The 13,437-nt window shown below is 62.0% G+C and carries 16 protein-coding genes and 2 tRNA genes; 12 read left to right on the forward strand and 6 right to left on the reverse strand.

The window, feature by feature from the left end; translation table 11 throughout:
- Nucleotide 1: 1 nt before the first annotated feature.
- Nucleotides 2-724, forward strand: a complete 723-nt coding sequence (gene lexA / locus ASD01_RS16075) for a transcriptional repressor LexA (protein ID WP_034791199.1) — start codon at nucleotides 2-4, stop codon at nucleotides 722-724.
- An 88-nt stretch (nucleotides 725-812) separates the two neighbouring features.
- Here the strand turns inward: lexA and ASD01_RS16080 are convergent, their stop codons facing one another.
- From ASD01_RS16080 to ASD01_RS16095, 4 genes are all read right to left on the reverse strand, one after another.
- A complete protein-coding gene (locus ASD01_RS16080; RefSeq protein ID WP_034791197.1) occupies nucleotides 813-1,154 on the reverse strand; it encodes a hypothetical protein in 342 nt (113 codons plus the stop codon).
- A 197-nt stretch (nucleotides 1,155-1,351) separates the two neighbouring features.
- A tRNA-Cys gene (locus ASD01_RS16085) sits at nucleotides 1,352-1,425 on the reverse strand.
- A 152-nt stretch (nucleotides 1,426-1,577) separates the two neighbouring features.
- On the reverse strand, nucleotides 1,578-2,312 hold the full coding sequence (locus ASD01_RS16090; RefSeq protein ID WP_034791192.1) for a thermonuclease family protein: 735 nt from the start codon (nucleotides 2,310-2,312) through the stop codon (nucleotides 1,578-1,580).
- A gap of 211 nt (nucleotides 2,313-2,523) precedes the next feature.
- A complete protein-coding gene (locus ASD01_RS16095) occupies nucleotides 2,524-2,817 on the reverse strand; it encodes a hypothetical protein (protein ID WP_034791391.1) in 294 nt (97 codons plus the stop codon).
- 150 nt (nucleotides 2,818-2,967) lie between these two features.
- On the opposite strand from ASD01_RS16095, the gene ASD01_RS16100 reads away from it, so the two are divergent.
- From ASD01_RS16100 to ASD01_RS16120, 5 genes are all read left to right on the forward strand, one after another.
- Nucleotides 2,968-3,042, forward strand: a tRNA-Asn gene (locus ASD01_RS16100).
- Nucleotides 3,043-3,140: 98 nt separating this feature from the next.
- Nucleotides 3,141-4,604 carry a cryptochrome/photolyase family protein gene (locus tag ASD01_RS16105; protein WP_034791171.1) on the forward strand — a complete coding sequence of 488 codons (1,464 nt, stop codon included), beginning with the start codon at nucleotides 3,141-3,143 and terminating at the stop codon, nucleotides 4,602-4,604.
- 85 nt (nucleotides 4,605-4,689) lie between these two features.
- The gene (locus tag ASD01_RS16110) at nucleotides 4,690-5,943 is read left to right on the forward strand and encodes an SAM-dependent methyltransferase (RefSeq protein ID WP_090428172.1); all 1,254 of its coding nucleotides are present in this window, start codon (nucleotides 4,690-4,692) and stop codon (nucleotides 5,941-5,943) included.
- Between the two features lie 78 nt (nucleotides 5,944-6,021).
- Nucleotides 6,022-6,393: an SMR family transporter gene (locus ASD01_RS16115; protein WP_034791133.1), complete on the forward strand. Its 372-nt coding sequence runs from the start codon at nucleotides 6,022-6,024 to the stop codon at nucleotides 6,391-6,393.
- Nucleotides 6,380-6,706, forward strand: a complete 327-nt coding sequence (locus tag ASD01_RS16120; RefSeq protein ID WP_034791131.1) for an SMR family transporter — start codon at nucleotides 6,380-6,382, stop codon at nucleotides 6,704-6,706. Before ASD01_RS16115 ends, ASD01_RS16120 begins: the two co-directional genes overlap by 14 nt.
- Here ASD01_RS16120 and ASD01_RS16125 read toward each other — a convergent pair.
- The gene (locus ASD01_RS16125; protein ID WP_051659213.1) at nucleotides 6,694-7,536 is read right to left on the reverse strand and encodes an SDR family NAD(P)-dependent oxidoreductase; all 843 of its coding nucleotides are present in this window, start codon (nucleotides 7,534-7,536) and stop codon (nucleotides 6,694-6,696) included. The genes ASD01_RS16120 and ASD01_RS16125 overlap by 13 nt on opposite strands.
- A 304-nt stretch (nucleotides 7,537-7,840) precedes the next feature.
- Here ASD01_RS16125 and ASD01_RS16130 point away from each other — a divergent pair, with 304 nt between their 5' ends.
- The 5 genes from ASD01_RS16130 (at nucleotide 7,841) to ASD01_RS16150 (ending at nucleotide 11,637) form a co-directional block, all read left to right on the forward strand.
- The gene (locus ASD01_RS16130; RefSeq protein WP_034791127.1) at nucleotides 7,841-8,881 is read left to right on the forward strand and encodes a cysteine synthase A; all 1,041 of its coding nucleotides are present in this window, start codon (nucleotides 7,841-7,843) and stop codon (nucleotides 8,879-8,881) included.
- A gap of 7 nt (nucleotides 8,882-8,888) precedes the next feature.
- The gene (locus ASD01_RS16135; protein WP_034791125.1) at nucleotides 8,889-9,638 is read left to right on the forward strand and encodes an alanyl-tRNA editing protein; all 750 of its coding nucleotides are present in this window, start codon (nucleotides 8,889-8,891) and stop codon (nucleotides 9,636-9,638) included.
- Nucleotides 9,639-9,654: 16 nt separating this feature from the next.
- On the forward strand, nucleotides 9,655-10,509 hold the full coding sequence (gene sseA, locus ASD01_RS36750; protein ID WP_034791123.1) for a 3-mercaptopyruvate sulfurtransferase: 855 nt from the start codon (nucleotides 9,655-9,657) through the stop codon (nucleotides 10,507-10,509).
- 4 nt (nucleotides 10,510-10,513) lie between these two features.
- Nucleotides 10,514-11,077, forward strand: a complete 564-nt coding sequence (locus ASD01_RS36755; protein ID WP_034791121.1) for a GNAT family N-acetyltransferase — start codon at nucleotides 10,514-10,516, stop codon at nucleotides 11,075-11,077.
- 92 nt (nucleotides 11,078-11,169) lie between these two features.
- The gene (locus ASD01_RS16150; protein WP_034791118.1) at nucleotides 11,170-11,637 is read left to right on the forward strand and encodes a DUF1203 domain-containing protein; all 468 of its coding nucleotides are present in this window, start codon (nucleotides 11,170-11,172) and stop codon (nucleotides 11,635-11,637) included.
- A gap of 53 nt (nucleotides 11,638-11,690) precedes the next feature.
- On the opposite strand, the gene ald is transcribed toward ASD01_RS16150, so the two are convergent.
- Nucleotides 11,691-12,809, reverse strand: coding sequence for an alanine dehydrogenase (gene ald / locus ASD01_RS16155; protein WP_034791117.1), 1,119 nt, complete (start codon nucleotides 12,807-12,809; stop codon nucleotides 11,691-11,693).
- A gap of 155 nt (nucleotides 12,810-12,964) precedes the next feature.
- On the opposite strand from ald, the gene ASD01_RS16160 reads away from it, so the two are divergent.
- Nucleotides 12,965-13,426 carry an Lrp/AsnC family transcriptional regulator gene (locus tag ASD01_RS16160; protein WP_034791115.1) on the forward strand — a complete coding sequence of 154 codons (462 nt, stop codon included), beginning with the start codon at nucleotides 12,965-12,967 and terminating at the stop codon, nucleotides 13,424-13,426.
- Nucleotides 13,427-13,437 lie beyond the last annotated feature (11 nt).

Below are 13,437 nucleotides of genomic sequence, written 5' to 3' on the forward strand. Positions count from 1 at the left end.
CATGCTGACCCGCAAGCAACAGGAATTGCTTCTGTTCATCCACGAACGCATGAAGGAGTCGGGCGTACCGCCGTCTTTCGATGAAATGAAGGATGCGCTCGACCTTGCGTCGAAGTCCGGCATTCACCGTTTGATCACGGCGCTCGAAGAACGCGGGTTCATTCGCCGGTTGCCGAACCGGGCGCGCGCGCTCGAAGTCATCAAGCTTCCGGAAGCCTACGCCGCCGGCCAGCAACAGCCGCGCAGGGGCTTCTCGCCGAGCGTGATCGAGGGCAGCCTCGGAAAGCCGCCGGCCGCCGCTCCTGCCACGCCGAAGCCGGCGCCGGTCGCCGAAAGCACGTCTGTTTCCGTCCCGGTGATGGGGCGCATCGCTGCCGGCGTGCCGATCTCGGCGATCCAGAACAACACCCATGACATTACCGTTCCGCTCGACATGATCGGCAGCGGCGAGCATTACGCCCTCGAAGTAAAGGGCGATTCGATGATCGAGGCCGGCATCTTCGATGGCGACACGGTGATCATCCGCAACGGCAACTCGGCCAATCCCGGCGACATCATCGTGGCGCTCGTGGACGACGAGGAAGCGACGCTGAAGCGCTTCCGTCGCAAGGGCGCGTCGATTGCGCTCGAAGCGGCCAACCCCGCCTACGAGACGCGCATTTTCGGACCGGATCGCGTGAAGATCCAGGGCAAGCTCGTCGGGCTGATCCGCCGCTACCATTGAATTCCAGGCAGAACGCCGAATCAAAAGAGCCTCGCCACTGAAAGTGGCGAGGCTCTTTCCGTTTAAGGCGACCTGAAATCCAGATCGCTTATTCGTGGATCGTGTATTCGCCGAGTTCGCAGAGATCCTGCGTGTCCTCGGTCGTATCGAGGGCCGAGCCTTCCTCGAATTCGAATCGCATGTCGTATTTGCAGACGTCCCGCCCGTCGGCAATGGTGATCTCCATGCTCTCGCCGGGGTTCAGGACCTGCCGACCGAAAACATCGTCTTCCCATTCATTGACGCCGACCGGCGACGTATAGAAATTCGTCAGTACCGCGCCGGTGTTGTTCTTCAGCTGGAAAACCAGGTCGTCCGCGCGCGCCTCCATAGCGGTCGCCGCAAAACACGCCAACGCCGTCAGGATCAGTCTCTTTTTCATTGATGCCATTGCCTCCGTTCTTAATGTTGACGGACGCTACCGATACGGTTGATCTCAGCGGAGTCATCGTTCCCCCTCTACCGAATTCACCGAAGCGATAAGATCCGACGGAGGCATAGGCGACGTGGCTTGCGCGGACGTGTCGCGAATTTTACCGCGCTGCCCTAAGGCAGAACGCCAAACCAAATTTAACGAGGTGAGATTATTGGAGGCCTCGCCCGGAATTGAACCGGGGTACAAGGATTTGCAGTCCTCTGCGTCACCACTCCGCCACGAGGCCTCACAGCTCGGATAACCAAGCGTTGGCGCGGATTTAGAATGATTGCAGAAAAACCGCAAGAGGCATTTTCTGAAAAACGCGCCGTCGATTTGCAGGACGGATACTTTCCACAGAACGATCGACGATGTCCGCCGATCGTCTCCCAGCTGATCTCAGCACCAGGGCGTCGGGCGCCCTTCCCACGGCCGCACGAGCCCCTCGGAAACGAGTACACGTCCAAGAGATTGGTCACCGCGGGTGACCAGGCGCAGTTTCTCGCCGGCCTTGGCATCTGATCGCCCTCCCGCCGAGATCAGCCTGAAGTCGCCTGCATTCAGCAATTCGCGCAGGCGCTGCTTGGCGTAGAAGCCGCGCGAACGCTCCTTGTCGCAGCTTGCCTGGCGGATTCGCGGCGCATCGACATCGGCGACGCGGATCGTCTCGCCATGGAAGACGAAGGTCGCGCCATCGATCACGCAGTTGTCGTTGCGAATGCCGCAAAAATAGAACTGATCGGTACGGATGGATGCCGTCTTCACCTCTTCATTCGGCCGCACGAGAGGGGTTGGCGGCGTGACGCCGACATTCACCGACGGCACCGGGGCGGCCAGGGCAACCTTCGTCGCCGGGTTGGGCTTCGGATTCGGTTTGTGCCTATCCGCCTGCTGGGCAACGCGCTCCTGCGCTTCAGGAACCGCGCGCTGAGGCTTCGGCTTCGTTTCCGATCGCGATGCAAAGGCCATGACATCGGAAACCACCGGCCAGTGCCGCAACTCGGCGCGATGGTCGTAGGCCATGACGCCGCCAAGGGTGAGCGCTGCGGCCAGATACCACGGCGCCATGCCGCCCTGTTTGCTGGTGCTTCGGCCCGAACTGCGGCGTCGACGTTTCGTAGTGGCTTTGGCCATCGGTCCCCATCCTGATTCGAGACCGCATTATGCGTTTGATGGGTTGCCGAAAAGTTTTCGAGGGCACCCCAACAGAGGGGAAGACCGCCAGGAACCGGTCATTCGCCTGCGCGGCCACGGCCCTTGTTGAGAGATTCGGAATTGCTACGGGACGGCCAAAACTGCCGACCGCCCTGCCCTCGACAACAAGATCGTTAAATCGGCGTCCGCCTCAGGAGCCGTTCGACGAGTTGGCCTTCCCGCGCCAGCGCGCCCACCAGACGGCCAGACGACGACGGCGGCGGCGAACCGAGGGAATGTCGTGGGAAAGCACGATCAGGCCCAACGGTATCATCCAGAAGCCCAGCACGGGCAAGAAACCGAGAAAACCACAAAACACCAGCAGCGAACCCAGCAGGATGCGCAGCAGGGGCGAGTCGGGCAACGCGATACGCCATTTTCCCAGCACGATCTGTCGTGTTTGCGGATCAATGCCGAAATGCGTCTGCTTCCTGTTTTTATTCATCATTCCCTATCCGGCGTGTTTTCCCACAATTGGGGACTTCTCCACAGCCTCGCAACGGAACTTGTCATTTTTTTTGAAAAAAGCGCTTGGCAAATCAGAAAAGCATGCGTATTAGCAGCCTCACTTCTGAAGCGCACACGGCGCGGATGATCCCTGGTAGCTCAGCGGTAGAGCATTCGACTGTTAATCGACAGGTCGCCGGTTCGAATCCGGCCCGGGGAGCCACTTTCTAAAAGAGCCATTTGCAGCGATGCGAATGGCTCTTTTTCATTTTGCACCTATGTTCTCCAGGTGATCAATCCCCAACCTCCCGATGGTTCTTCATGACAAAGGCCGCGGCGCCGCCCATCATCGTCTGGTTCCGCAAGGATCTCCGCCTGGCCGACAATCGCGCCCTCTCGGCTGCCGCCGGCGAGGCAGCCGTCATTCCCCTCTATATTCGCGAACCCGCCGACAGCGGCAACGGTGCGCTCGGGGCGGCGCAGGCGTGGTGGCTGCACCATTCGCTCGAGGCCTTGGGCGCAAGTCTCGCGCGGCACGCTTCTCGCCTCGTTCTTCGATCAGGCGCGCCGCTTGACGTGATTGTCGAGATTGCGCGCGCAAGCGGTGCGGAGCGCATCTACTGGAACCGGCGCTACGACCCGAACGGCATCGCCACGGATACCGCGCTCAAGAAGGCGCTGGCCGAGCGGGGAATCATCACGGAGAGCTTTGCAGGACAATTGCTGCATGAGCCCATGCGGCTGCTGACGACGACGGGCGGCCCCTACCGCGTGTTCACGCCGTTCTGGCGCGCGCTCGAACTGAAAAACGAGCTGGCACCGCCGATCGACCGGCCGCACCATATCGCAGCCCCGGGAGCATGGCCGCGATCGGAACGCCTTGACGACTGGTCGCTGCTGCCGACGAAACCGGACTGGGCGGCGACATTCAGCGAGGTCTGGACGCCGGGCGAAGACGGTGCGGCCACCCGTCTCGAAGAATTCGTCGATGAGAAGCTCGACGCCTACAAACGCTGCCGCGACATTCCCGACGCGGATGGCACATCCCTGCTCTCGCCTCATCTCGCCTTTGGCGAAATTTCGCCGGCGCAGGCCTGGCATGCGGCAGCTGGGCCCCAGGCCGATAGCGGCGAAGGGGCGGCCACCTTCCGCAAGGAACTCGCCTGGCGCGAATTCTCCTATCATCTGCTGTTTCATTATCCGGAGCTTGGCCGCCGCAACCTCGACCGTCGATTCGACCGCTTCCACTGGCTGAACGACGAGGACGATTTTACTCGATGGACCAGAGGGCTCACCGGATACCCGATCGTCGATGCCGGCATGCGCCAGCTATGGCGCCACGGCTACATGCACAATCGCGTTCGCATGATTGTCGCCTCCTTTCTCATCAAGGACCTGCTCGTCGACTGGCGCAAGGGAGAAGCCTGGTTCCGTGACACGCTGGTCGACGCGGATCCGGCCAACAATGCCGCAAGCTGGCAATGGGTCGCCGGATCGGGCGCGGACGCCGCACCGTTCTTCCGCATCTTCAACCCGGTCCTGCAAGGGGAGAAATTCGATCCCGACGGTCTCTATGTGAAGCGCTTCGTGCCGGAGCTGGAGCGCCTCCACCCGCGCTATGTCCATCGCCCCTTTGCAGCGCCCGCCACGACCCTTGCCGAAGCCGGCATCGAACTCGGCACGACCTACCCGAAACCGATCGTCGACCATGCCCTTGCCCGCGATCGGGCACTGGCAGCCTTCCGGCAGATCACAAGCGCAGCGGGACTCTCCGAGGAGACGTAGAGCCTCCGGTAGAATTCCTCAGTTGGCGTCTCGCCCGATTGCGGCTAGGCTCACGTTACGGATGCAACAGCTGAGGGGGTGGTGTATGCGTAACCTGGAAGCCGATTTTGCTGCATTTGCCGGTGCGGTGGAGCTATCTTCCGAAAATCTGGCGACGGCCGTGCGGGATTTCCCGCTCAAGGCGCGCATGGTGCTTGGCGCCCTGGTGCACCTTCAGGTGGGAACGTTGATGCTCGCCACGCCAGACGGCCGCAGGCTGGTGATCAAAGGCGCCAGGGCCGGCCCCAGCGCCATCCTCAACCTCAACAACTGGAACCTGCCGCAGCGTGCTATCTCGGGCGGCACCATCGGGGCTGCGGAAAGCTACATCGACGGCGACTGGGACAGTCCCGATGTCGGCGCCTTTCTCGAACTGTTCCTCGTCAACGCCGAAATCGGCAGGAATTTTCCGAACCGTGCGCGCGGGCTCCTTCGCCTTTTCGACAAGTTCCTGCACTGGCGCAATGCCAACACCCACTCCGGCGCGCGCCGCAACATCTCGGCCCATTACGACCTCGGCAACGCCTTCTACAGCGAATGGCTGGATCCGAGCATGACCTATTCGTCTGCGCTTTATGCAACGGGCGCCAATGATCTTCGCTCAGCGCAGAAAGCCAAATACCGCGCGCTCGCGGAAGCGACGAACCTGCGCACCGGCGATCATGTGCTTGAGATCGGCTGCGGCTGGGGCGGCTTTGCCGAGTTCGCGGCAACGGAAATCGGCTGCAAGGTCACGGGGCTGACGATCAGCCGCGAGCAACTGGCCTTCGCACGCGAACGCATGCAGCGTGCGGGCCTTGCCGACCGGGTCGAATTGAAGTTCCAGGACTATCGTGAAGAAAAGGGTACCTATGACCGCATCGTCTCGATCGAGATGTTCGAGGCCGTCGGCGAAAAATTCTGGGCAACCTATTTCTCGCAGCTGAAGCGGTGCCTGAAACCCGGGGGCAAGGCCGGACTGCAGATCATCACGATCAAGCCCGAATCCTACGAGGAGTATCGTTCCAATCCGGATTTCATCCAGAAATACGTCTTCCCGGGCGGCATGCTGCCAACGCGCGAGCATCTGGTCGAGCTTGGCCGCAATGTCGGCCTGCGGATGATCAACGACTTCGGCTTTGGCGTCGACTATGCCCGCACACTCGGCGAATGGCGGGAGCGGTTCTGGGCGGTCTGGAACAGGATCGAGCCGCTCGGCTTCGACCTGCGCTTCAAGCGGTTGTGGGAGTTCTACTTCTACTACTGCGAGGCCGGGTTCCGTGCCCGCAACATCGACGTCCGGCAGATCGTCTTCGAGTGAAGCGCACGGCGCGTCTTTACCGCGTCACCCGTAGCGCTTAAGAGGCGGTCGATCCAAGTTTCTGTTCAAAGGTACAGCATGCGTCTTGCATGGTTTTTCCTCGCGCTCGCCATCGCGACCGAAGTGGTGGGCCTGACGGTGATGAAGGCCGCTTCCGAAAGCGGCTCCTATCTCGGCCACATCGTCATGTATGTCTCGATCGCACTCTCCTACGTCTTCCTGGCAAAGGCGGTGAAGACGATATCGGTCGGCGTCGCCTATGCGATCTGGGAAGGTTCGGGCGTCGCCATCATCACCCTGGTTTCGGTTTTCGTCTTCGGCCATGTGCTGACCGGACGCGAAATGCTCGGGCTTTCGATGGCGATCGTCGGCATCCTGCTCGTCAATGCCGGCGAGTATCATGACGAGGACGAGGCAGCGCGTGAAGGAGCCACCGATGAGCGCGCCTAGCATCTACTTCGTTCTCGCGGTCGTGGCCGGCATCCTCGATATTGCGGCCAACCTCGCCTCGACGAAATCGGAAGGGTTCGCCCGCCGCGGCTGGGGCATCCTTTCGATTCTGCTAGTGCTCGCCGCCTTTGCCTTCCTAGCGGAAGCCATCAAGGGCATGGAGCTCGCCATCGCCTATGCGGTGCTTGGCGCAACCGGGATCTTCGGGACGGCCATCTGCGGCCGCTTCCTGTTCGGTCAGAAGCTGAAGCCGATCGGCTGGGTCGGACTGGCGCTCATCTTCGGCGCGGTGCTAGTGCTTCACACCGCCTGACGCGGGCGGCCGCCGGGTCCGGCGCGCTTCTGTCCTTCCATGGCCTCCGCCTTGCCGCGGGTCAGCCAGTTCAGCAGGCGGAAATAGAGGCTGTAGGGCAGCAGGTCCATGAGCTTCACCGCGTAGGCAAACCGGCGTGGGAAGGCAATTTCGAACCTTCGCGACTTCAGGCCGGCAACGATGCGCCTTGCCGCCTCTTCACTGTTCACCGGCGCCGGTCGCAGAAAGCGAATGCGCGCGGTCCCGGGCGTATCGACGAAGCCGGGGCTGATGATCTGCAGCCGGACGCCGAGCCGGTCGAGATCGAACTTCAGGCTTTCCGCCATATTGATCAGCGCGGCCTTGGTGGCGCCATAGGCGGCACTGGTCGGCAGTCCGCCGTAGCCGGCCACCGACGAGACGATGGCGATGTGTCCGTACCCCTGCGTCTTCATGTGGTCCACCGCCGGCAAGAGACAGTTGACGACGCCGTTGAGGTTGACGGCAAAGCTCTTCTCGAAGGCCTCGCGGTGAAGCTCGTCTCCGCGCACCGGCAGCGCGACCCCGGCGTTCAGCACCACGAGCGAAAGGTGCCCGTGATCATATTCGATCGCCGCCATCACCCGCTCCATGTCGGCAGGGTCAGTGACATCGCCGTCGAGCACGGTGATCCGCCCTTCGCTTGCTGCTTCATGCTGCAGGTCCACGAGCCTGTCGTGGTTTCTCGCCGTCACGACGACGGAATAGCCTTCCCGCACCAGCGCGAGCGCCAGTGCCCGCCCGGTTCCCGAGCTTGCGCCCGTCACCCAAGCCAGTTTCTGTTCCGATTTCGTAGATTGAATACTCATCACTCACTCCTCGGCACGCGCCGGGAAACACGTACGCATCTCCTTCTGTGGGCGAAAAATGACTTGCCCGGCCCTTCTTCGCGGCAGCGCTCCTTGCCGCCGGCTCTCGCAGTCCCTGGAGACGATTTTTGTTCGGGACAGAGCGACGGCGAAACGCTATTTCTTGCCTGAAGTGCAGGCTGAGCCGAAAACACGCCAACATTTCGGCGGTCCCGGAACGTTGTCGATATTCGCTGTCCGCCGTTCGCTTTTACCTGGTACGTGCCGCCTTACCGCGGTGCCTGTCCTCAAACACGAGGTTCTGAAAATGGCCATTTTCCCGTCCGTGCTCGAAGCAATCGGAAACACGCCTCTGATCCGGCTGAAATCCGTATCCGACGCGACAGGCTGCACGATCCTCGGCAAGGCCGAGTTTCTGAACCCCGGACAATCGGTGAAGGACCGCGCGGCGCTCTGGATCATTCGCCATGCGGAGCGCACCGGCCAGTTGCGGCCGGGCGGTGTCATCGTCGAAGGCACGGCCGGCAATACCGGCATCGGCCTGGCGCTGGTCGGCCAGGCGCTCGGCTACCGCACCGTCATCGTCATTCCGGAAACCCAGAGCCAGGAAAAGAAGGACGCCCTGCGGCTGCTCGGCGCCGAGCTGGTCGAAGTGCCGGCCGTTCCCTACAAGAACCCCAACAACTACGTGAAGATCTCCGGCCGCCTCGCCGAGCAACTGGCCAAGACCGAGCCAAACGGGGCGATCTGGGCCAACCAGTTCGACAACGTCGCCAACCGTGACGCCCATGTGGAGTCCACGGCGCCCGAGATCTGGCGCGACACGGACGGCAAGGTCGACGGCTTCATCTGCGCTGTCGGCTCCGGCGGCACGCTGGCCGGCGTCGCCCAGGGCCTCAGAGCGAAAAACCCCTCGGTCAAGATCGGCCTGGCGGACCCGCAAGGGGCGGCCCTCTACAATTTCTACGCCAATGGCGAACTGAAATCCGAAGGAAGCTCGATCACCGAGGGCATCGGCCAGGGCCGAATCACCGCCAATCTGGAAGGCTTCACTCCCGACTTCTCGTACCAGATTCCCGATTCGGAAGCCGTGCCTTACGTCTTCGACCTGATCGAGCGGGAAGGCATTTGCGTGGGTGGCTCGACGGGCATCAACATCGCCGGGGCCGTGCGGCTCGCCAAGGACCTCGGGCCGGGACATACGATCGTGACGATCCTGTGCGACTATGGTAACCGCTATCAGTCGAAGCTCTTCAACCCGGACTTCCTCGCCTCCAAGGGGCTGCCGGTGCCGACGTGGTTGAAGACGGCTTCCAACATTGCAGTGCCATACGAATCAGTTGGATAGGAATGCGATGACCAGGACCGTGACTGCCCTCTTCCGTGACGACTTCTACCTCTCGACATGTGAGGCCAGCGTCACCGGAATCCTCGAAGATGGCGGGATCGAGCTTGATCAGACCTGCTTCTATGCCACCTCCGGCGGCCAGCCTGGCGACACGGGTTTTCTGGAGCGCGCCGATGGCAGCCGCATCGACATCGCGGTCGCCCGCCATGGGGAGACCAAGGATATCATCATCCATGTGCCGGCCGAGGGCCAGCCGGCGCCCGAGATCGGCGAGAAGCTGGTTCTGCACATCGACTGGCCGCGCCGCTACCGGCTGATGCGCATGCACACGGCCTGCCATCTGCTTTCGGTCGTCTGCCCCTTCCCGATCACCGGAGCGTCGGTCGGCGAGGACGAGAGCCGTGTCGATTTCGACATGAACGAGACGATCGACCGGGACGAGGTCACAACAGCGCTGATGAAGCTCGTCGACGAAAACCACCCCGTTTACGTTCAGTGGATTACCGACGACGAGTTGGCCGCCAACCCCGGCATCGTCAAGTCGAAGAATGTTCGCCCGCCGATCGGCCTGGGGCGCGTCAGCCTTGTCTGCATCGGCGAGAACTCGGCGGTCGACAGCCAGCCCTGCGGCGGTACGCATGTGTCGGAGACGCAGGAAGTCGGCGCCATCCACATCGCCAAGATCGAGAAAAAGGGTAAGGAGAACCGCCGGTTCCGTATCCGCTTCGGCACCGCCGAAGACCGCGCATCAGTTTGAGTAAGGAGTTGCGATCGTGACCAACAACAAGAGCGCCTTTGTCGTTTCCGCCGATTGGCTGCAGGAGCGCCTCGGCGATCCCTCGATCCGGATCCTCGACGCGTCGTGGTACCTGCCGGCACAGAAACGCAACCCGAAGGTGGAATACGACGCCGGCCACATTCCCGGTGCTGTCTTCTTCGACCAGGATGCCATTGCCGACCATACGAGCGGCCTGCCGCATACGCTGCCTTCGCCGGAAGCCTTTGCTGAAGCCGTCGGTACGCTTGGCGTCAGCGAGACGGATACGATCGTCGTCTATGACGGCCCGGGCATCATGACGGCGCCGCGCGTCTGGTGGGAACTGCGCATCATGGGTGCCAAGAATGTCTATGTGCTCGATGGCGGCATGGACGGCTGGAACCGGGAAGGCCGACCCGTCAGCACGGATGTGCCCTCGCCCAAGCCGGCCACGTTCAAGCCGAGCTTTACGCCCAGCGCCGTTACCTCCTTGGCCGGAATGAAGCAGATCGTCGCCGACGGCGCGATCCAGATCGCCGATGCCCGTGGCGCCCCGCGTTTTTATGGCGAGGAAGCCGAGCCGCGTGCCGGCCTTCGTTCCGGTCACATGCCCGGCGCCCACAGCCTTCCTTCAGGCGTCTTTTCGGAAAACGGGAAGCTCAAGGATCTTGAGAGCCTCCGCCAGACCTTCGCAGCGGCCGGCGTCGATCTTTCGAAGCCCGTGGTCACGACCTGCGGATCGGGCGTAACTGCCGCCATCATCACCCTGGCGCTACAGTCGCTCGGCCACACCGACAACACGCTCTATGACGGATCCTGGTCGGAATGGGGTGGCCGCACCGACACCGCCGTCGTCACAGGTCGCGAGTGACGCCATGCGCCCTCCGAAGCTCGCCTCACTGACGGCGCACGTCACCGAACTCGAAATGACCGCTCCGCCGAAGCAGAGCCTGCCGATGCCGGTCAATATCCAGACGGCGATCCTGCGCGTCTCCGACATTCCGCTCGGCTACTATCGGTTTCTCTATCTGCGCGTCGGACGTCGCTGGCACTGGACCGAACGGCTGCGGATGAGCGACGAGGATCTGGCAGCACTGCTTGGCGACAAGCGGAGGAGCGTGACGGTTCTTTACGTCAACGGCGCGCCGGCCGGATTCTTCGAACTGCATCAGGGCGACGACGATGTGGTCGAACTTGTGCATTTCGGGCTGATGGAACACGCACTCGGCCTCGGGCTCGGCAAATGGTTCCTGCTGCAGACGCTGTTTGCCGCCTGGGCGCTGAATCCGAGCAAGCTGAAGGTGACCACCAACAACCTCGACCATCCCCGCGCGCTGCAGCTCTATCAGCAATTCGGCTTCTCGCCAGTCGCGACCCGCGAGGCCACGGTCGAGCCTTTGACCGATGCCGAGCTTCTGAGCCTGGTGAAAAACCTCTGACGAACACCATCCGGCAAGTTCCGGGTGTCCCGATGGCTGCGGCCGGTGCACTCTCCTGATCGAACAATTCAAGCCGATCAAGGAGATACACGATGTCGCTGCGCTATATTCCGATGTCTGACGCGGAAGCCCGCCGGATGAGAGAGGGCGGGCTGGACGCGTATGGCAATGCGCCGGAGCGACAGATCTCCGATGGCGACGGCGTACCGTGCCGTCATTGCCTGGATTATGTCGAAGCCGGCGCGCCCTATTTGGTTTTCGCGCTTCGACCGTTTTCCTCATTGCAGCCTTATGCGGAAACCGGCCCGGTGTTCATGCACGCCGAGGCGTGCCCGGCGCATGATGGCGAAACCCTGCCGCCGATCCTGAGCTCGCGTGACAGCTATCTCCTGCGCGGCTACGGCCCCGACGAACGGATCGTCTATGGGACCGGTGACGTCATCACCAGGGAACAGCTTGAAACTCGAGCGAATGAACTGCTGGCACGATCCGACATTTCAGCCGTCCATGTGCGCTCGACCAAGTACAGCTGCTACCAGTGCCGGATCGTCACCGCCTGACGCCTTCGTGGCAACCGGCCCGGCATCGCTGCCGGGCCGCTGGATCAATTCCGTCAGGCGACGTTCAGCACCGCTTCCGGCGCATAGGCATCATAGCCGAGTGCTTCAGCGACGGGTGCGTTTGTGACGCGACCGCGGTGCACGTTGAGGCCGGCGCGCAGATGCCGGTCTTCGGCAATCGCTTTCAGGCCCTTGTCGGCGAGTTGCAGACCATAATGCAGTGTCGCGTTGTTGAGCGCATGCGCCGAGGTCACCGGCACGGCACCCGGCATGTTCGCAACGCAGTAATGCACGATGCCGTCGACTTCATAGGTCGGATCGGAATGGGTCGTGGCATGCGAGGTTTCGAAGCAGCCGCCCTGGTCGATGGCGACATCGACGATGACAGCCCCCTTCTTCATGCCGGTCAGCATTTCGCGGGTCACAAGCTTTGGTGCTGCTGCCCCCGGGATGAGCACGGCGCCGATGACAAGATCGGCTGAAAACACTTCCTCTTCCAGCGCGTCAATGGTCGAATAGCGCGTGTGCACGCGGCCGGCAAAGAGATCGTCGAGCTGGCGCAGACGCGGGATCGAGCGATCGATGATGCTGACGTCAGCGCCAAGACCCGCCGCCATGCGGGCGGCATGCAGGCCGACGACACCGCCGCCGATGACGGTCACCTTGGCCGGCAGCACGCCCGGCACGCCGCCGAGCAGGATGCCGCGGCCGCCATTGGCCTTTTGCAGCGAGGTCGCACCGGCCTGGATCGCCAAGCGCCCGGCAACTTCCGACATCGGCGCAAGCAGCGGAAGGCCGCCGCGATCGTCGGTGACGGTTTCATAGGCAATCGCCGTGACGCCGGAATTCAACAGGCCCTTGGTCTGTTCCGGATCGGGCGCAAGATGCAGATAGGTATAGAGAATTTGGCCTTCGCGCAGTTGCGCCCATTCGGAGGGCTGCGGCTCCTTGACCTTGACGATCATGTCCGACTTTTCGAACACGTCCTTCGCCGTCGCGACGATTTTCGCGCCAGCGGCACGGTACGCATCGTCGTCCGCGCCGATCCCTGCCCCGGCCTTGGTCTCCACGATTACCTCGTGGCCATGGGCAACATATTCACGCACCGAGCCGGGCGTCAGGCCGACACGATATTCATGGTTTTTGATTTCCTTCGGGCAACCGACACGCATCCTTGCGTTCCTCTCCTGTTGGGCTTTGCGCCGCTTTTGACGAGGCAATCAGCAAAACACGCCGACAATCGAATGTCCTTGCAAAGACGAAAGCCAGCGCGCATTGATTTCGAAGAATGTTGCGACAATAGGCGCAGGATTGAGGGAAATCACGAATGAGCGAACTTGATGCCATCGATCATGCGATTCTGCGCATTCTTCAGCAGAACGGCCGGATCTCGAATGCCGACCTCGCAGCGAAGGTCGGACTCTCTCCGTCCGCCTGTTCTCGGCGCGTCGACATCCTGGAAAAATCGGGAACGATCGCCGGCTATCATGCGCGGATCGCCCATAAGGCGCTCGACTACCAGATCATGGTCATCGTGCATATTTCGCTCTCGGGGCAGTTCGCAAAGACGCTCGCCGAATTCGAGGCAGCGGTAAAGCTCTGTCCGAACGTGCTTGTCTGCTACCTGATGTCGGGAGAATATGACTACATCCTGCGGGTCGCGGCCAAGGATCTGCAAGACTACGAACGCATTCACCGTGACTGGCTTTCGGCCTTGCCCCATGTGGTGAAGATCAATTCCAGCTTCTCGCTGCGCGAAATCATCGATCGGCCGAATGTCGGCATCTGAAAGCGGCCGAA

Source organism: Ensifer sp. Root423 (assembly GCF_001426275.1).
GTDB classification, from domain to species: domain Bacteria; phylum Pseudomonadota; class Alphaproteobacteria; order Rhizobiales; family Rhizobiaceae; genus Ensifer; species Ensifer adhaerens.